Raw genomic sequence first — 17,033 nt, 5'->3', positions numbered from 1 at the left:
GCCCAGCTGAACTGGGCGGCGGCGCCTGCGACGGCTGCCGCTTTCAGGAGGGACCTGCGGGGGATGGGGGACATGGCCTTTCCTTTCCGTGCGGGACGCAAGAAGATGTCAAGGGCATGACAGGCAAAGGCGCGGCGCCGGGGCGCCGGCCCTGGTACGGAAGGCACCGCCCGTCAGCGATGCCGGTAGCGCTTCTCCACGGCGACGGCCGCCGCCGTGACCGCGCCCAGGACGGGCAGAGCGAGCGGCGCACTGAACCAGGCGGAGCAGACCACCACGGCCAGCCCGCCGACGATCAGGAAGGATCCGGCGGGGTCGAGCACGGTGCGGCGGGCAGCCTGCCCGAGCAGCGAACGCCAGGAGGCCCCGGGCCGCCAGGCCGCCGCCGCGCGCAGCCCGGCGACCACCGCCGCGATCAGGGCGACCACTCCGACGGCGCCCACCAGTTCACCGCCCGGCAGTCCGGCCCGTACGGCCCGTACGTCCACCCGGACCACGGCGAGGGCGGCCCACCCGGCGAGTCCGACGAACCACCCGCCGCGCAGCGCCGACCGGTAGTCGGCCGCGAACTCCCTTAGCCCGCCGCGCTCGTGGGCGAGGTGGCGCCCGAGGTGCCGCGAGCCTGCCGCGAACGCCGCCGGGTAGGTGACCAGCGGCAGCGAGGCCAGCGCGATCCACACCCCGGTGAGCAGGCACTCGGCGAACAGGGCGAATTTTCCGGCGAGCGGTGACTCACCGGGTGCGCCACGGATCCCGGCGCGCGCCTGCTTCATGATCGGTTCACCTCAGCCCTTCAGGCCGGACGTGGCCATGCCGTCGATGAGGTAGCGCTGGAAGGCCAGGAAGAAGGCCAGCACCGGCAGCAGCGCGACCAGGGACATGGCGATCATGCCGCCGTAGTTCGCCAGCCCTTCCTGGTCGACGAACATCTTCAGGCCGAGCGAAACGGTGTACTTGCCGGGCTCGTTGAGGTAGATCAGCGGGCCCATGAAGTCGTTCCAGGCGTTGATGAAGGTGAAGATGGCGCTGGTGATCAGGGCCGGCCGGCACAGCGGGAGCACGATCGACCAGTAGATGCGGAAGTGCCCGCAGCCGTCGAGCCGGGCCGCCTCGTCGAGTTCCCTGGGCAGGTTGCGCATGAACTGCACCATCAGGAAGACGAAGAACGCCTCCGTGGCCAGGTACTTCCCCAGGAGGAGCGGGGTGTATGTGTTGATCATGTCCATGTTGCGGAAGAGCACGTACTGCGGGATGAGCAGGACGTGGTACGGCAGCAGCAGGGTGCCGATCATCAGGGTGAAGAGCAGATTGCGGCCGGTGAACCTGATCTTCGCGAAGGCGTAGGCGGTCAGCGAACAGGACACCACGATCCCGATCACCGAACCGACGGCAAGGAAGAGCGAGTTGAAGAAGAACGTGGAGATCTGGATGTCCGCGATGCCGTCGGCGAGGCTCGTGTAGTTGGCGGTGATCGGGTCGGCCGGGAAGAGGTCCAGGCTGCCGACGATGTCCTCGCTGTTCTTGAAGGACCCGCCGATGACCCAGATCACCGGGTAGAGGATCACCGCGAGGATCGCCAGTGACCCGAGGTGCCAGGCGAGCGAGCCGGGCAGACGGCGCCGCAGGGCGCCCGCCCTGGTGGACCGGGCCGGTGTGACGTCGGTGGCCGCCGGGGGTTTCCCGTGACCGGGCGAAGTCGAGAGACCGGGGGAGCTCATCGGCCGCCCTCCTCGTAGTGCACCCAGCGCTTCTGGGACCAGAAGAGCACCGCGGTGACCAGGGCGACCGCGACCAGCAGCATCCACGCCATCGCGGAGGCCAGGCCCATCCGGCTGTTCTCGAAGCCCTGGACGTACAGATAACAGGTGTAGACCATGGTTCCGTCCGCGGGACCGCAGGCGTTGCCTCCGGCGCCGCCGCCGACGATGTAGGCCGAGCTGAAGATCTGGAAGGAGTGGATGGTCTCCAGCAGCACGTTGAAGAAGAGGACCGGGGAGATCATCGGCAGGGTGATGTTCCAGAACTGCCGGAGCCTGCCCGCTCCGTCGACGTCCGCCGCCTCGTACAGTTCGCGCGGGACTTGCTTCAGGCCGGCCAGGAAGATCACCATGGGGGCGCCGAACTGCCAGACGGTGAGCGCCACCAGGCTATAGATGATCAGGTCCGGGTCGCCGGTCCAGCCGCCGGCGTCGACGCCGAAGAGCTTCTGCGTACGGTCGACGATCGCGTCGTCGGAGAAGATCGCCTTCCACACGATGGCGACGGAGACACTCGCCCCGATCAGCGACGGCGCGTAGAAGGCGGCCCGGTAGAAGGCCTGCCCCCGCCGCTTCTGGGCCAGCAGCAGCGCCACCCCGAGCGCCGCGATCAGCTTGATCGGCGTACCCACGACCACGTACCAGAGCGTGACCTGCACCGAGTGGCGCCAGCGCGGGTCGGCGAACATCTCGGAGAAGTTGTCCAGGCCGATCCACCGGGGAGCGTCGAATAGGTTGTAGTCGGTGAAAGCGAAGTAGAGCGAGGCGGCCATCGGGCCCGCCGTCAGCAGCAGGAACCCGGCGATCCAGGGCGACATGAAGAGGTAGCCGGCCAGGTTCTCCCGGCGGCCCCGCCGCTTGAGGGCGGCGGGGCGCGGGGATTTCACCGGACCGTGCCGCGGCTCGGAGTCCCAGGTGAGGTCCTCCGTCGCAGGGGCGTGTGTCACGGCGCTTCCCATCAGCCGGCGAGAGCCGTCTTCGACTCGGTGAAGAACTGCTTGACCGCGTCCGCCACGGAGCGCTTGCCCAGGCCCAGTTCCTCACCGATGCGCAGGAACGCAGCCTCACAGATGTCGGCACCGTTCGGGTGCGGGGTGATCGGTTCCAGGACGCCCGACTCGACGAGGGACACCTCGTAGGCGGCGATCGCCTTGTTGACCGGGTCGCTCGGCTGGTACGCGTCGAACTGGGCCTGCGTCGTGGGCACACCGCGGTCGTATCCCATGATCTTGGCGACCTCGGGGTCGTGCACCATGAAGTCGATGAACTGGGCGACTTCCTTGGGGTGCCGGGTGCGCTTGGAGGCACTGAGCATCAGGGAGCCGAGATACTGGCCGGTCTTCCTGCCGTCCGTGGTCGGGATGGGCGCGAGGCCGTACTCGCTCTTGCCCTCGGAGGTGTAGCGGACGGTGAAGTTGTCCCAGGTGAACTCGCTTCCGGCGAGTTCGGCGGAGAGCGCCGACTTGGGCTTGATCTGGGCGACCTTCTTCGGATCGGCGAACAGGCCTGTCTTGACGCCCTTCTCGGCCTTGGTCCACCACTGGGTCAGATCCGCCTCGGTGAAGCCCAGTTCGTCCTCGGTGAAGAACGCCTTGCCGTTCTGCCGCAGATACAGGTCGTAGAGGTACATGACGCCGTACATGCCGCTGTCCCCGGCCCGACCCGCCTTGTCGCGGATCTTCGCCATCGCCTCGTCGAAGTCGTCCCAGGTCCAGCCCTGTTCGGGCTTGACGCCGGCCCGGGTGTAGACGGGCTTGTCGATGACCAGGGCCAACGAGTTCGACCCCACGGGCACACCGAGGAGCTTGCCGTCGACCTCGCCGAACTTCTCCAGGCCCGCCCGGAAACCGTCCATGGAGAGGTTGCCGGCCTTCACCTGCTCACTGAGATCGAGCAGCACATTCTTCGCATCGTATTTACGCAGGAACCCGATGGCATTCTGGAATACGTCCGGCGGATTCCCCCCGGAGGCCTGTGTGTTGAACTTCTTCCAGAAGTCGGGGTAGGGCTGGAAGTCGGTCTTGATCTTGATCTTCGGGTACTTCTCCTCGAAGAGTGCGATGGTCTTGTTGATCCGCTCGGCCCGGTCCTCGGCACCCCACCAGGAGTAGCGGAGCGTGACGCTCCCGTCACCCGACTCGCCTCCGTCGCCGCACGCGGTGGCCGTGGCGCCCAGCCCCGCTACGACCAGCGAAGCTCCCGCCGCCTTGAGGACCGTCCGCCTCCCGGCCCGCCCCTCCGCATTCCCGCCCTGCTGCATACGAGCCTCCCCGCGACGTCGCGTCCGCCTCATGAATCGTTTCAAGTAAGCGCTTGCTGGCACAAAGTACGGAGGACCCACGAGCGCGTCAATGATTCGGACAGGAATTGACGGGCGCACCGGCCGGGCGGGGTCCGCGACGGCTCGCACCCCTTCGGTGGACACGGACGGAAACACCCAGGTCCACGCGGCCCGCCCGACGGACCGAACGCCGCCGGGCCCGCCGGAGCGCGGGGCCCGCAAGGTCACGGTTGGGTGAAGGGCGGTGCGGGCGGTGCGGTCGCACCGCCCCTCCGGCAGGCGCGGGACACCGGGCGGAGGCATCGCGCGACCTCACCGTCACGCACCCGCGCGTCGGCCGGGGGCATAGATACACCGCGGCCCGGCTCACTGTCGGTGAGCCGGGCCGCGGCATGATCCGGTGGGCGATACTGGGTTCGAACCAGTGACCTCTTCGGTGTGAACGAAGCGCTCTCCCACTGAGCTAATCGCCCGGACGCAGGAAGAACATTACCCCATGTCAGGGAGTGCCTGTGACGGACGAGAGCCAGTGACCGCACCCCTGCCGCGGCTCACTGGTTCTCGATCTTCCAGGGCATCACGAGGCCGAACTTCCACAGGTAGAACCCGGTCACCGCGGCCGCGATCACGAGGGCGACGGTGGTCAGGATGATGTTCCGGCGCCGCACCCGGGGATCGAGTGCGCGCTGCGCCGCCTCGGTGACCTTGCGTTTGGTCCACCGGAGCACCAGCTGGGCCCAGACGAATTCGGTCGCCCAGATCGCCATGCCACCGAAGATCACCACCCAGCCCGGCCCGGGGAGCACCAGCATGGCGGCGCCGGCCGTCACGACCGCGAGCCCCACGATGAAGACGCCTACCTGCCAGCTCAGGTGCAGGGTGCGGCGCGCCTTGACGAAGGCCGGCGCCCTGGAGCCCAGCGCCCGCTCGTCCGATGCCTGGTCAGCCCTGTCCATCCCCGCTCGATCCGCCGTCACGGCCGCCTCGCCGGGTGTGTCACTCCCCGTGTTCATACGCCCAAACACTACCGGAGCGCATCACGTCACCGGAACGGGCGCAGTTCGCGAACGGTCTTTCGGCCGATGGAGTTACGTAAACCCACGCAAAACACTCAGAGGGGTTTACAACGGCACCGTAGGTGGCATGTCGATTTCGCCGACGTGCGAATCCCCGAGCGCACACTGAGCGAAAGGCCCTGGCGCTTATGAACACCACGGTCAGCTGCGAGCTGCACCTGCGCCTCGTTGTGTCGAGCGAGTCCTCCCTGCCTGTCCCCGCAGGCCTGCGGTACGACACGGCCGACCCCTACGCCGTGCACGCCACCTTCCACACCGGAGCCGAGGAAACCGTCGAGTGGGTGTTCGCCCGCGACCTCCTCGCCGAGGGGCTTCACCGTCCCACGGGCACCGGCGACGTCCGCGTCTGGCCGTCGCGCAGTCACGGTCAGGGCGTCGTCTGCATCGCCCTGAGCTCTCCGGAGGGAGAGGCTCTGCTCGAGGCCCCGGCACGGGCCCTGGAGTCCTTCCTGAAGCGTACGGACGCCGCCGTGCCTCCCGGCACGGAACACCGGCACTTCGATCTCGATCAGGAGCTCTCGCACATCCTGGCGGAAAGCTAGGCGAGGGTTCACCAAGCTGCCCGACGCCGTCGACTCGGGGTGACGGCTCGGGCCCTGACAGCCGTGCAACGGCACACACCGGCGCCGACGCCGCGGGATACCGCGGGCGGCGCCGTTGCGTGCCGTTGTGCTGCGCGCGAGCTCCGGCACGGAACCCCGGGGGACCGAGCGTTCCTCCGCGGTCCTCAAAGCCGTGTGCGAGCGAGGAGCGCTCATGGGCCCGCGGGAGCCACTACCATCGGCCAGCATCAGCGGGCGCCCGCCCGACCCTCAGGCCAGGGAGCGAATCGTGCTGATCACCCACGACACCCGGTGTGCGCTGGACACCGTGGTGGATCTGGTGAACTCCGCGCCGGAGGACGACACGGCACCGGACGGGCTGCCGGACGTCCCGGCTCTCGAGGCCTTCGTGCGCAGCCACGAGGTCAGCGAGGTCGGGGCCCTCACGGAGTTCGACCTGTCGGCGGTGCGCAGGATTCGCGGACGGTTCGCGTCGGTCTTCGCCGCTCCCGACGCCCACAGCACCGCCAAACTGATCAACGAGCTGATCGCGGCCGCGGGCACCACGCCCCGGCTCACCAACCACGACGGCTACGACTGGCACGTGCACTACTTCGCCCCCGGCGCCTCGGTCACCGATCACCTGGCGGCGGACTGCGGGATGGCACTGGCGTTCTTCGTGGTCGCCGGGGAGCAGGAGCGGCTGCGGCGCTGCGAGGCACCGGACTGCCGGCACGCCTTCGTCGATCTCTCCCGCAACCGCTCCCGCCGCTACTGCGACAGCCGCACCTGCGGCAACCGCCTGCACGTCGCCGCGTACCGCGCACGCCGCAAGGAGGCGGCGGGCTGAGCGTACGCAGCGGGGCGCGGTCGCATTCCGGGCCGGGCCGGCTGAGCTGCGTGAGCCGGTCGTACGGGCGGGCGACGTGGCGATGCCGTGCCGACGCGGTCCCGACGGGTGGCGCCGGGTACCGCGGGTACGGCTCACAGCCAGAGCAGGTCGTGCAGGGCAGCCGTGAGCAGCAGACACCCGATCACCGCAAGGAAGATCATCAGCGGTGGCTGGGAAAGGGCGAAGAGGCATCCACGCGGCTCGTCCTGCGGCGGCGCGGCCTCGCTCTGTGTCGTGTCCAGCATCTCGCGGGGATCATGACGCATCGGGAGCGCCCGATGCGATCACCACTCACGGACTGAACGTGAGGGCACGGTTTCCGCGATCCCTCGTCCGAGCTGTGATCGTTTGCGGACGCTCCGGGACCGCCTGTGACGCTTCGGCCCGCTGCCTTCCGTTCCCGCGTCGCCCCGTCACCTCCGGTGCGGCGCGTCCGCCCAGGACAGCTTCATATGCCGTGCTTCTTGAGGATCGCCTCGATGTCGCTGAAGTCGTCGTCGCTCTTGGGCGCGGCCGTGGGGCGGGGCGCCGCCGGGCGGGAGCCTGGGCCCAGGGAAGGGGCCGAGGCCGTGGGGGCCACTGCCCCGGGCTGTGCGGGCGCCCCGGCCGTCCGGTGCTGCTGCTTGCGTTCCTTCCGCTGCTGGCGGGTACCGCCGCGCCGGCGCTCCACCGCGCGCGTGGTCATGAACAGCCCCCAGGACAGGCCCAGCACGCCGAAGCCCGCCCAGGCGGTGGGGCTGAAGGCGGTGTCGGCCAGCCACTCGACGACACCGGTCATCACCAGGCCGATGGGAACAAGCGCATAGGCGGCGACGCGGGTCGCGGTGAGGAAGCGCTTGCGGTAGGCCGTGACCAGCGCGATACCCAGGCCTGCCGCGGACACGGCGGAGCAGACGGTCTCGGCAATCATCCGGTCCTCCAGGCAGGGGTTCGGTGGCATCGGGCACTTCGTCCCTTCCATCCTGCACCTTCCGGGCCCCGCCGGGCCATGCTCCGGCCGTAGATCAGGGACATCTCCGGGTCGGCTCCTCCGCAGGTGCCGGTGCGGTGTGCTCCTCCGGGGCCTGTCGTCCGGATCCTGCCGGGCTCGCGGGCTCCGGTGCCTGATACGGCCTGATCCACACGAAAGACCCTCGGGGCCGGACGGGCGTCAGGTCCGATTGGGTGCCGCGGCGCGGGGCTGGAAGACTGTCGGTCATGAGTGACTCCTCCCCCGCCCGCGCCGCCGCCCCCGTACTCGACGTGTGGTGCGAGCTGCAGTGCGCGGACTGCCGTGACGCCCTCGACGATCTCCGCGCCCTGCGCGCCCGGTACGGCGACCGTCTGGAGCTGCGGCTGCGGCACTTCCCGCTGGAGAAGCACAAGCACTCCTTCGCCGCCGCCCAGGCCTCCGAGGAGGCGGCCGAGCAGGGGCAGGGCTGGGCCTACGCCGAGGCCGTGCTGGGACGGGTCGAGGAACTGGGCCGTGCGGGAGAACCCTTCCTGGTCGAGGTCGCTCGGGAACTCGGGCTGGACGCCGAGGAGTTCGACACCGCTCTGATCGACGGCCGGCACATCCTGATCGTGGACGCCGACCAGGCCGAGGGCAAGGCCATCGGGGTGACCGGCACCCCGACCTATGTCATCGGCGGCGAGCGTCTCGACGGCGGCAAGAGCCAGGAGGGCCTGCGCGAACGCATCGAGGAGATCGCGGACCGGCTCCTCGCCGAGCAGGACGGCTGACCGAGGAGCTCTCCCGCCCCGGCCCCTACAACAGGTGCTTGTACATCGTGGACCGCGTCGTCCCGTAGCCGAGTGATGCGTAGAGCCGCTCCGCCGGGGTGTTGCCCGCGAAGACGTTGAGACCGATGGCGCGTTTCCCCGCGGCGATCGACTGCGCCTCGGCGAGCAGCATGAGGGAACGTCCGTGCCCCTGGCCGCGGTGTGCGGCGTCGGCCTCGACGTCGAACACGAATGCCTGTTCGGCGCGGACCGCGAGCCACAGTGTGCCCACGGGTGTGTCCTCGTGTTCGAGGACACTGAGGAGCATGCCCTCCGAGTCCCGCCCGTCGGGCAGCAGGGCGGCATGCTCCTTGGCCGCCTTGGCCCGCGCCTCGGTCTCCGGTACACCGCGCTCGATCCAGTCCCGCGCGTACTCCGCCTCGCTCCTGGCCGACCAGGGGCCGAACTCGGCGTCGGTCATCGGCCGTCCGCGACTGCCCTCCGGCAGGGCGGGCGGGACGTCCCCCAGCGCCTTCTCCATGCCGTAGTTGCGCACGACGTAGCCGAGCGCCGTGGCGAGGCGGAACGCGGACCCGGCAGGGGCGCCGGACCCGGCTGGCCGTCTCTCGGCTCCTTCGGCTTCGGCGGGGACCGTGGCCTCGATGCGGCGGCAGCCCCAGCCGCGGGCGACCTCCTCGGCGGCGAGCGCGGCCACCGTGCCCCGGCCTCGCCTGCGGTCCGGCTCCTCGATCCGCAGGCTCATGATCCGGGCCACGGCGTCGCCGAAGACGGGATGCGTACCGATGCGTATGCGTCCGACGGGACGGCTGTTGACGCACACCTGGTAACGGCGGGAGCGCGTGCCGTCGGGATTCTGCTGAAGCGGCTCGGTCGGCCGCAGGGTCGTGGTCATCACAGGTGTCCTACCCCCGCGGCCGCCCGGATCAGCCGAAGGTCACGCCCCGGCCCCTCGCCCGGCTCCCCGCCTCGTCACGGATCGAGGTCGGCCGCCGCGTGCTCGTCGAAGATCCGCATGGCCTTGGCCGTCACCGGGCCCGGGGTACCGGGTAGTTCACGCTCGTCGACGCGGTGCACGGCCTGCACGTCCCGCAGGGTGGAGGTGAGGAAGACCTCGTCGGCCCGCTGGAGGACGTCCATCGGCAGGTCGGTCTCGGTCGCACCGGTCCACTTGACGGCCAGCGCCCGGGTGATGCCTGCGAGACAGCCCGAGGCGACCGGCGGGGTGTGGATCTCACCGTCCAGGACGACGAAGACATTGGATCCCGTGCCCTCGCAGAGCCGGCCGACCGTGTTGCCGAACAGCGCCTCGGAGGCGCCCTGTTCGCGGGCACGGGCGAGGGCGACCACGTTCTCGGCGTAGGAGGTGGTCTTCAGGCCGGTGAGCGCGCCACGTTCGTTGCGGGTCCAGGGGACGGTGATCACGGCGGTGGAGTCGGGGCGGCGGGGGGTGCCACCGAGGGCAACGACGAGGGTCGGGCCGTGTTCGCCGCGGTCGGAGCCGAGGGGACCGTGGCCGCCGGTGAAGGTGATGCGCAGCCGGCCGAGCGGCATCGGGTTGGCCTCGAGGACGGCCGCGCAGGCGCGACGGACCTCGTCCAGGTCGGGTTCGGGCAAACCGAGACCCCGGGCGGAGCGGGCCAGCCGGTCGAGATGCCGGGTCAGCGCGAACGGTCTGCCGTCCACGGTCTTGACGGTCTCGAAAATGCCGTCGCCCACGGTCAGTCCGTGGTCGAAGACGGAGACGCGGGCGGACTCGCTGTCCTGCAGCCCGCCGTCGAGCCAGATCTTCACCTCATGGTCCCTTCGCTCACCTCGTGCGTGCCCGACGCTACCGCGAGCAGCCGGGACGCCTTCAGTTCGGTCTCCCGCCACTCCCCCTCCGGGTCGGACCCCCAGGTGATGCCGGCGCCGGTGCCGAACCGGAGCACGGCACAGCCGTCGGGCTCCCGGTCGATCCAGAAGGTACGGATCCCCACCGCCAGCCCGGCGGTGCCCCGGTCGGCGTCGACCCAGCCGATGCCGCCGCAGTACGGGCCCCGTGGCACCGGCTCCAGGGTGTCGATGATCCGCAGGGCGCTCGACTTGGGCGCGCCGGTGACGGAGCCGGGTGGAAACGCGGCGGCGAACAGCTCGGGCCAGCCGGCCCCGGACCGCAGCTCGCCCCGCACCGTCGACACCAGGTGCACCAGCCCCGGATGCTTCTCGACGGCGCACAGGTCGGGCACCGTGACGCTGCCGGTGGCGCAGAACCGGCCGAGGTCGTTGCGGACCAGGTCGACGATCATCACGTTCTCGGCGTAGTCCTTGTCGAGGAGGTCGGCCTCGGTGCGTCCGGTGCCCTTGATCGGTCCGGACTCGACGACGTGCCCCTTACGGCTCAGGAAGAGCTCGGGCGACGCGGTGGCGATCTCCACGCCGTACCCCGGCAGGCGGATCGTTCCCGCGTACGGTGCCGGGTTGCCGCGGGCCAGCAGAGCGGTGAGAGCGTCCACGTCGGCGTCGGCCGGGACGGGGGCGGACAGTACACGGCAGAGGTTGGCCTGGTACACCTCGCCGGCGGCTATGTGCGCGCGGATGCGCCGCACGCCGGCCACGTACGCGGCGTGGTCCAGGGAGGACGTCCAGTCACCGGCGGCCGGTCCGTGCCAGCCGCCCGGCACCGGCGCGGGTACCGGCTGCTCGCGTACGTCGCGGAAGCGTGCGCAGGTCAGACGGCCCTCGAAGTCCGCGCAGACGGCCCAGAAACCGTGCGAGTCCAGGGCCGCCGGGTCGTCGGTGACATCGAGGAGGCCGCTGGCGACGCGGCTGCCGAAGCGGGCGAGGGGCGGGAGATCGAGCACACCGTCGAGTCTATGGCGGGGGCCGTCGAGGTGACCTGGCCGTGTCCGTGAGCAGACGCAGCGCAGCACGCTGCACAAACGGGTTTTTGTGCTGGCCCCGGAATCCGCTAGAGTTCACCACGTCGCCGGGACGCGCAAGCGGACCGGACCGACAGGCGGACGTAGCTCAGTTGGTAGAGCGCAACCTTGCCAAGGTTGAGGTCGCGAGTTCGAACCTCGTCGTCCGCTCGAAGGATCGGGGGCCTCCCGGGCCCCTGCGCTCCTGGTGGAGTGGCCGAGAGGCGAGGCAACGGCCTGCAAAGCCGTCTACACGGGTTCAAATCCCGTCTCCACCTCCATGGACGATTAGCTCAGCGGGAGAGCGCTTCCCTGACACGGAAGAGGTCACTGGTTCAATCCCAGTATCGTCCACTGGGTCTTCGGATCCTCCGCGCGATTAGCTCAGCGGGAGAGCGCTTCCCTGACACGGAAGAGGTCACTGGTTCAATCCCAGTATCGCGCACGCAGCATCCATGGTCCGCTCCTCGGAGCGGTCGTGGTCCCGAGGACGATTAGCTCAGCGGGAGAGCGCTTCCCTGACACGGAAGAGGTCACTGGTTCAATCCCAGTATCGTCCACATCACCACGGAACCCCCCGGCCGCTCAGACGGCCGGGGGGTTCCGTCGTCAGGACGAGAAGAGCATGCGGCCGAAGCCCTTGTTCCGGTGGTGGCCGTAGTGGTGGCCACCGTGCGGGGCGCCCCACGCGGGCTGGGGTGCCACCGGGTACGCCTGCGGGGCCGCGGGAGGCGGTGGCGCGGCCGGCTGGGACCACTGGGCCTCCAGCCGGGTCAGCGACTCCAGCTCGCCGTAGTCGAGGAAGATCCCTCGGCAGCCGCTGCACTGCTCGATCTGGACACCGTTGCGGTTGTAGGTGTGCATCGGCGCACGACACTTCGGACACTGCATGATCGGTTCAACTCCTCACCGGTCGGACCTGCTTCAGGTATCTCCAGGACAGACTCTGTCCGACTGCGGTCGGTTGCACCCTACTTCGTCGATTCGTGCGCCAATTCGGCTGGGACCGCGGCTATTCGCCGACAGGCGTCGACCAGGGCGTGGTCCACCTCGTCCAGGGGCCGCCCGTCCGCCACCGCCTTGGTGACCGTCCGCGCGGCGGTCTGCACGGTGAGGGCGCGGGCCGGGACGTCCAGGACGGCCCAGGGGTCTTGGGCGACGTCGAGGGCGGGCCCGCCCGCGGCCCGGTACGCGTCGAGGAACCGCTCCCACTCCCGCGGCGCCAGCAGCCCGCAGGCGAACCAGGCGGCGGGACGGCCGAGATCCCAGGCCGGGGCGCCCGCGCCCAGGTCGTCGACGTCGATCAGTCGCCAGGACGCTCCGGGCACCCGTACGAGCTGGCCTAGGTGGAGGTCGCCGTGGCACAGGGCGGCCGGCTGCGGCATGGGCGCCTCGGCGCGCGCCCAGGCGGGCAGGGTCGCCCAGGCACCCAGGACGGGGGCCACGGCCGGATGGCCGCCGACGGCATGGAGCCCGGCGACGGCACGGGCCGCCTTGAGGGGGCCGCGCATGACCGGCGCCGATTCGGGGACCGGTGCGCGGTGCAACAGGGCGAGCAGGGTGCCGACGGCCTCCCAGGGGGCGGCGTCGGGATCGTCCGGGTCGACCGGGCTGCCGTACGGCCAGAAGGTCACGAGCCTGCCGTGCAGGTCGGCCGGTGCCGGACTGAGCGGGGGCAGGAGCACGTCCGGGAGGTGAGAGGCGAGGGCGAGGCGCCGGATCAGCTCGGCGGCGTCGGCGTCCGGCGCGTGGGCCTTCGCGACGGTGTCCGCGTGCCGGACGACGGTGCCGTCGGGGCGGTCGGCGAGGGTACCGCTCTCCCCGCAGGGACAGGTGGGGGTGCGGGTGTGGGCGATGCCTTCGGCCCGGGCTGTGAGTTCGGGAAGGAGGGTGGTGGCTGTCATGGGGCTCCCTGGGTGCGGCCTGGGGAGAGGGTATGCGGGGGCGTGACCGGCGTTGGCCGGTCACACGGGGGAAGGCACCACCGCCCGCAGTGACGAGGCACCGGTGGGCGGTAGCGGCTGCGCGATTCGGCGAGACCGGCGAACACCGCCCGCCGCAACAGCCCCGTAGGCACCGCAACCACGCATGGAGGAACCCCCACGGACAGCAACCACCTCCGCGAGAGCGGCGCCGGTTCAGGGCCTGTCCGACGGATCACGCCGGAGACGCAGGCGCCGGCACCCACTCCCTCCAGCTCTTCGAGCAGGAGCGCCCCCGGCCGCGTCGCCGTCACTCGCCGACTCCCCCGAGCTCTCGGCTTCTCCCCCACTCTCGGCTCCGCTCGAGCGGGGGACCCCCATGAACAGGAGCCCCATCGCGTCGACTTCCTCCTCCGCCGTGCGGCTGCACGCACCAGACCCCACCCACCCCGGCCGGACGGATACCGCCCATTACCTCCGACTCGCTCCGCCGCACAGGCCGTAGGCGCAAAAAAATGCCGGCGCAGCTCCCCAGCTGCGCCGGCATCCCTGCCGTCCGCCGCACCCCCGTCCCCACGGGGTTTCATGGGTGGATGTCCCCGCCCGAACCGCTCTTCCGGGCCTGGGGTCGCCGCTCAGCGCCCCAGCATCTCTCCCACGGACGACGCCTGTGTGGCCACCGTCTCCCACCCGTCGAAGACGAGGAGGAGCAGGACCGCCAGGGGAAGAGCCATCAGTGTCGCCACCACCGGGTGGCGACGGCCCTCGCGGCTCGGACGGAACATGGCGGCGCCCGCCTTGTGTGCCCGAGTGCGGACGACTGTCCGCGATGCCGTGTGGGCCATGACCCCTCTCCTGACCGTTTCTGTTGTCGTGGTGCCTCGGGTTCTGTGTGCGAACCTTTGGCAGCGGCGGGCGTCCGACCTCGGGGGACGAGTACCGCACCCGCCGCTTGACCTCAAATCTAGGCGCCCGGCACTTCCCGGACGTCATGCCCTCGTACCGATTGCCGGGCCTCCCGGAGGATGAGCCATGACCTGCGGCGTACTCCCCTGGGTGGAGACGGGCTACTCCGTGTCAGGGACATCCCCGAAGGGGTGTCCGGTCCGCCCCTTCTCGTCGCTCATGTCTCCGATTCCTCCACTCGCGGCACCGGGTGCTCGACCAGCGCGAGGACCCGGTTCGCCATGAACCTGGCCGTTCGCACCGCTGTTCCCGTACGCGTGACTTCACTCACTTCGACCACGCCCCGGCGCACCGCTGTCTCCACCCTGCGGCCCGCCCTGCTCGCCACCACCTCGTACGTGCGCGTCGTATCCCCGGCGTCCACGACTATCTCCACACGGTCACCCTTCACTTGATCAATCCCCCTTCGATGTCAAGCGGTTGGGATCACCATCGCGCGCGAACCCGGCCTGCCCGCACGTCCCCTGACCACTCTTCAAGTCTCCCACCCACCACTGACAATCCGTCGCTCCGAGAGGGCGCGGCCTCTGCGCAAGGGCGGCCGGGGAAACGTAAGCTGGGGCACGTCACAGGACCGGGCAGCGGGGATGAACATGGCGATGATGCGCCTGAGGCGCGAGGACCCGCGCGTCGTCGGCTCTTTCAGACTTCACCGACGGCTCGGCGCGGGCGGGATGGGCGTCGTCTATCTCGGCTCCGACAAGAAGGGGCAGCGGGTCGCGCTGAAGGTCATCCGGCCCGATCTGGCGGAGGACCAGGAGTTCCGTTCGCGGTTCGCGCGGGAGGTGTCCGCGGCGCGCCGCATCCGTGGCGGGTGTACGGCCCGTCTCGTGGCCGCCGACCTCGACGCGGACCGGCCGTGGTTCGCCACGCAGTACGTGCCCGGTCCGTCGCTGCACGACCGGGTCGCCGACGGGGGGCCGCTCGGCGCGGCCGAGGTCGCCGCGGTCGGCGCGGCCCTGTCGGAGGGGCTGGTCGCCGTGCACGAGGCCGGGGTCGTGCACCGGGATCTGAAGCCGTCCAACATCCTGCTGTCCCCGAAGGGACCGCGGATCATCGACTTCGGCATCGCCTGGGCCACCGGCGCCTCGACGCTCACCCACGTCGGCACGGCGGTCGGCTCGCCCGGCTTCCTCGCCCCGGAGCAGGTGCGGGGCGCGGCCGTCACGCCGGCCACGGACGTGTTCTCGCTGGGCGCCACGCTGGCATACGCGTCGATGGGCGACTCGCCCTTCGGGCACGGCAGTTCCGAGGTGATGCTGTACCGCGTAGTGCACGAGGAGGCCCATCTGCATGATGTCCCGGACGCGTTGGCGCCGCTCGTCCGCGCGTGCCTCGCGAAGGATCCCGAGGAACGGCCCAGCACGCTCCAGCTGTCGCTGCGGCTCAAGGAGATCGCCGCCCGGGAGGGTCAGGGATTCACCGGCGTACGTCCGCCGGCTCCGCGCGGCGCGGAGCCGGAGCGGGCGGCGGGGCGTTTGGCCGACACCTACCCGGACCGTGCGCAGCGCCGCACGCCGGGGCAGCAGGGTGCGTCCGAAGGCCGGGCCACTCCCCCACCACACGGCGCGGCTCCGGGTCGCGGTGCCGGTCCGGCCGAGGGCGGGACTCCGCAGCGGCGCGGCAACCGGAGTGTTCCGCCGTCGCGCGGAAGCGGCACGTCACGCGGCGGCGGCGCCTCGCGCGGTGGTGCCTCCCGTAGCGGCAAGCCGCCCCGGTCCGGGTCACGGCCCACGTCGGGGTCACGGTCCACATCGGGTTCCCGGTCCACGTCGGGGTCACGGTCCACCTCCGGGTCACGGAACTCGACGCGCTCGGGCACCGCCTCCCGTCGTCCCGGGCCCCGGACGACGGGTACCGGTCTGCGGCCGGCCAATCCGCGGCTGCTCCTGCAGCGGCTGTTCGTGTTCGTCGTGGTGACCCTGGTGGTCGCGATCGGCATCGCCTTGATCCAGGGCTGACAGGGACCGGCCCCGCGGCCTCGGCGACGACGGCAGGGACGCAGCGGCCACCGGCCGCTGGAGCAGGGCGTCGACCGGCTCGGGACGGCCGGCTCCGCCTGAGTCCCCGCCCTGGTCGCCGCCCGAGCCCGCGGCCCGAGCCGGGCCGGGCCGGGCAGCCTCGGCGGGTTCACGGCGCCGGCGGGCTCACCCCGTCCTGTCCCGTCGGCCGGCCCGTCGCCACCGCGTAGAAGGCGACCGCGGCCGCCGCGCCCACGTTGAGCGAGTCGACGCCGTGGGACATCGGGATGCGGACCCATTCGTCGGCGGCGACCAGGGCCCGGGGGGACAGTCCGTCGCCCTCCGCTCCCAGCATCAGCGCGACCCTGTCCATCCGGTGCGGGGCGGCCTCGTCGAGGCTCCGGGCCTTCTCGTCGGGGGTCAGGGCAAGCAGTGTGAAGCCCGCCTCGCGGACCGATTCCAGGCTTTTGGGCCAGCTGTTCAGTCTGGCGTACGGCACGGAGAAGACCGCGCCCATGGAGACCTTGACGCTGCGGCGGTAGAGCGGGTCGGCGCAGTCCGGGGAGAGCAGGACCGCGTCCATGCCGAGGGCCGCCGCCGAGCGGAAGATGGCACCGATGTTGGTGTGGTCGTTGACGGACTCCATGATCACCACCCGGCGGGTGGTGCGCAGCAGTTCGGCGGCCGTGGGCAGGGGGGTGCGCTGCATGGAGGCGAGCGCGCCACGGTGCACGTGGTAGCCGGTGACCTGTTCGGCGAGTTCCGGGCTCACGGCGTAGACCGGGGCGGGGAGTTCGTCGATGACGTCGCGCATGACGTCGACCCACTTGGCCGAGAGCAGCATGGAGCGCATCTCGTAGCCCGCGTCCTTGGCGCGTCTGATGACCTTCTCGCCCTCGGCGATGAACAGGCCCTCGGCGGGTTCGCGTGTGCGGCGCAGTTCCACGTCGGTCAGGCCCGTGTAGTCGTGCAGGCGCGGGTCGTCGGGGTCATCAATGGTGATGGAATCGGCCACGG

General features: G+C 70.7%; 20 protein-coding genes and 6 tRNA genes. 9 read left to right on the top strand and 17 right to left on the bottom strand.

Annotated features, from left to right (window positions below; translation table 11 throughout):
• From ACFP2V_RS04800 to ACFP2V_RS04770, 7 genes are all read right to left on the bottom strand, one after another.
• The coding region (locus tag ACFP2V_RS04800) for a twin-arginine translocation signal domain-containing protein (protein WP_381205914.1) at positions 1-74 on the bottom strand (74 nt) is incomplete at its 3' end.
• A gap of 99 nt (positions 75-173) precedes the next feature.
• Complete coding sequence (locus ACFP2V_RS04795; protein ID WP_381205851.1) at positions 174-773, bottom strand: hypothetical protein; 600 nt, start codon at positions 771-773, stop codon at positions 174-176.
• A gap of 12 nt (positions 774-785) precedes the next feature.
• A complete protein-coding gene (locus ACFP2V_RS04790; protein ID WP_381205848.1) occupies positions 786-1,718 on the bottom strand; it encodes a carbohydrate ABC transporter permease in 933 nt (310 codons plus the stop codon).
• Positions 1,715-2,716: a carbohydrate ABC transporter permease gene (locus ACFP2V_RS04785; protein ID WP_381205845.1), complete on the bottom strand. Its 1,002-nt coding sequence runs from the start codon at positions 2,714-2,716 to the stop codon at positions 1,715-1,717. Before ACFP2V_RS04785 ends, ACFP2V_RS04790 begins: the two co-directional genes overlap by 4 nt.
• The gene (locus ACFP2V_RS04780; protein ID WP_381205842.1) at positions 2,716-4,017 is read right to left on the bottom strand and encodes an ABC transporter substrate-binding protein; all 1,302 of its coding nucleotides are present in this window, start codon (positions 4,015-4,017) and stop codon (positions 2,716-2,718) included. The genes ACFP2V_RS04785 and ACFP2V_RS04780 overlap by 1 nt, the downstream gene beginning before the upstream one ends.
• A 422-nt stretch (positions 4,018-4,439) precedes the next feature.
• A tRNA-Val gene (locus ACFP2V_RS04775) sits at positions 4,440-4,511 on the bottom strand.
• Positions 4,512-4,589: 78 nt separating this feature from the next.
• Complete coding sequence (locus ACFP2V_RS04770; RefSeq protein WP_381205839.1) at positions 4,590-5,051, bottom strand: TIGR02611 family protein; 462 nt, start codon at positions 5,049-5,051, stop codon at positions 4,590-4,592.
• A 191-nt stretch (positions 5,052-5,242) separates the two neighbouring features.
• Here ACFP2V_RS04770 and ACFP2V_RS04765 point away from each other — a divergent pair, with 191 nt between their 5' ends.
• Complete coding sequence (locus tag ACFP2V_RS04765; RefSeq protein WP_004002642.1) at positions 5,243-5,656, top strand: SsgA family sporulation/cell division regulator; 414 nt, start codon at positions 5,243-5,245, stop codon at positions 5,654-5,656.
• 289 nt (positions 5,657-5,945) lie between these two features.
• Entirely contained in the window at positions 5,946-6,506 is a 561-nt protein-coding gene (locus tag ACFP2V_RS04760) for a CGNR zinc finger domain-containing protein (RefSeq protein ID WP_381205836.1), read from the top strand.
• A 134-nt stretch (positions 6,507-6,640) separates the two neighbouring features.
• Here the strand turns inward: ACFP2V_RS04760 and ACFP2V_RS04755 are convergent, their stop codons facing one another.
• Positions 6,641-6,793: a hypothetical protein gene (locus ACFP2V_RS04755; RefSeq protein ID WP_167353808.1), complete on the bottom strand. Its 153-nt coding sequence runs from the start codon at positions 6,791-6,793 to the stop codon at positions 6,641-6,643.
• A 203-nt stretch (positions 6,794-6,996) separates the two neighbouring features.
• Positions 6,997-7,458 (bottom strand): hypothetical protein, encoded by a 462-nt coding sequence (locus ACFP2V_RS04750; RefSeq protein WP_381205832.1) that lies wholly within the window; start codon positions 7,456-7,458, stop codon positions 6,997-6,999.
• 287 nt (positions 7,459-7,745) lie between these two features.
• Here ACFP2V_RS04750 and ACFP2V_RS04745 point away from each other — a divergent pair, with 287 nt between their 5' ends.
• Positions 7,746-8,270 carry a DsbA family protein gene (locus tag ACFP2V_RS04745; RefSeq protein ID WP_381205830.1) on the top strand — a complete coding sequence of 175 codons (525 nt, stop codon included), beginning with the start codon at positions 7,746-7,748 and terminating at the stop codon, positions 8,268-8,270.
• 25 nt (positions 8,271-8,295) lie between these two features.
• Here ACFP2V_RS04745 and ACFP2V_RS04740 read toward each other — a convergent pair whose 3' ends face one another.
• The 3 genes from ACFP2V_RS04740 to ACFP2V_RS04730 all read right to left on the bottom strand — a co-directional run bounded on the left by ACFP2V_RS04740 (position 8,296) and on the right by ACFP2V_RS04730 (position 11,110).
• Positions 8,296-9,162, bottom strand: coding sequence for a GNAT family N-acetyltransferase (locus ACFP2V_RS04740; protein WP_381205827.1), 867 nt, complete (start codon positions 9,160-9,162; stop codon positions 8,296-8,298).
• A gap of 77 nt (positions 9,163-9,239) precedes the next feature.
• Entirely contained in the window at positions 9,240-10,061 is an 822-nt protein-coding gene (locus ACFP2V_RS04735) for an aminotransferase class IV (protein ID WP_381205824.1), read from the bottom strand.
• Entirely contained in the window at positions 10,058-11,110 is a 1,053-nt protein-coding gene (locus ACFP2V_RS04730) for a chorismate-binding protein (RefSeq protein WP_381205821.1), read from the bottom strand. The genes ACFP2V_RS04735 and ACFP2V_RS04730 overlap by 4 nt, the downstream gene beginning before the upstream one ends.
• A 155-nt stretch (positions 11,111-11,265) precedes the next feature.
• Here ACFP2V_RS04730 and ACFP2V_RS04725 point away from each other — a divergent pair.
• The 5 genes from ACFP2V_RS04725 (at position 11,266) to ACFP2V_RS04705 (ending at position 11,727) form a co-directional block, all read left to right on the top strand.
• A tRNA-Gly gene (locus tag ACFP2V_RS04725) sits at positions 11,266-11,338 on the top strand.
• A 36-nt stretch (positions 11,339-11,374) separates the two neighbouring features.
• Positions 11,375-11,448: transfer RNA gene (locus ACFP2V_RS04720), tRNA-Cys, on the top strand.
• Position 11,449: 1 nt separating this feature from the next.
• A tRNA-Val gene (locus ACFP2V_RS04715) sits at positions 11,450-11,521 on the top strand.
• A 19-nt stretch (positions 11,522-11,540) separates the two neighbouring features.
• Positions 11,541-11,612 (top strand) — tRNA-Val (locus ACFP2V_RS04710).
• 43 nt (positions 11,613-11,655) lie between these two features.
• A tRNA-Val gene (locus ACFP2V_RS04705) sits at positions 11,656-11,727 on the top strand.
• Positions 11,728-11,776: 49 nt separating this feature from the next.
• Here ACFP2V_RS04705 and ACFP2V_RS04700 read toward each other — a convergent pair.
• From ACFP2V_RS04700 to ACFP2V_RS04685, 4 genes are all read right to left on the bottom strand, one after another.
• A complete protein-coding gene (locus ACFP2V_RS04700) occupies positions 11,777-12,058 on the bottom strand; it encodes a TFIIB-type zinc ribbon-containing protein (RefSeq protein ID WP_381205818.1) in 282 nt (93 codons plus the stop codon).
• 80 nt (positions 12,059-12,138) lie between these two features.
• Positions 12,139-13,071 (bottom strand): phosphotransferase, encoded by a 933-nt coding sequence (locus ACFP2V_RS04695; protein ID WP_381205816.1) that lies wholly within the window; start codon positions 13,069-13,071, stop codon positions 12,139-12,141.
• A gap of 653 nt (positions 13,072-13,724) precedes the next feature.
• A complete protein-coding gene (locus ACFP2V_RS04690; protein ID WP_042174944.1) occupies positions 13,725-13,934 on the bottom strand; it encodes a hypothetical protein in 210 nt (69 codons plus the stop codon).
• 278 nt (positions 13,935-14,212) lie between these two features.
• Complete coding sequence (locus ACFP2V_RS04685; RefSeq protein ID WP_381205812.1) at positions 14,213-14,446, bottom strand: hypothetical protein; 234 nt, start codon at positions 14,444-14,446, stop codon at positions 14,213-14,215.
• A 196-nt stretch (positions 14,447-14,642) separates the two neighbouring features.
• Between ACFP2V_RS04685 and ACFP2V_RS04680 the strand changes: the two genes are divergently transcribed.
• Positions 14,643-16,016: a serine/threonine-protein kinase gene (locus ACFP2V_RS04680; protein ID WP_381205808.1), complete on the top strand. Its 1,374-nt coding sequence runs from the start codon at positions 14,643-14,645 to the stop codon at positions 16,014-16,016.
• A gap of 169 nt (positions 16,017-16,185) precedes the next feature.
• On the opposite strand, the gene ACFP2V_RS04675 is transcribed toward ACFP2V_RS04680, so the two are convergent.
• A complete protein-coding gene (locus ACFP2V_RS04675; protein WP_381205805.1) occupies positions 16,186-17,031 on the bottom strand; it encodes a TrmH family RNA methyltransferase in 846 nt (281 codons plus the stop codon).
• Positions 17,032-17,033 lie beyond the last annotated feature (2 nt).

Source organism: Streptomyces incanus, from assembly GCF_042656345.1.
Taxonomy (GTDB): Bacteria; Actinomycetota; Actinomycetes; order Streptomycetales; family Streptomycetaceae; genus Streptomyces; species Streptomyces incanus.
The sequence above is the reverse complement of the archived record's forward strand: the minus strand, read 5'-3'. Positions and strand labels throughout refer to the sequence as shown.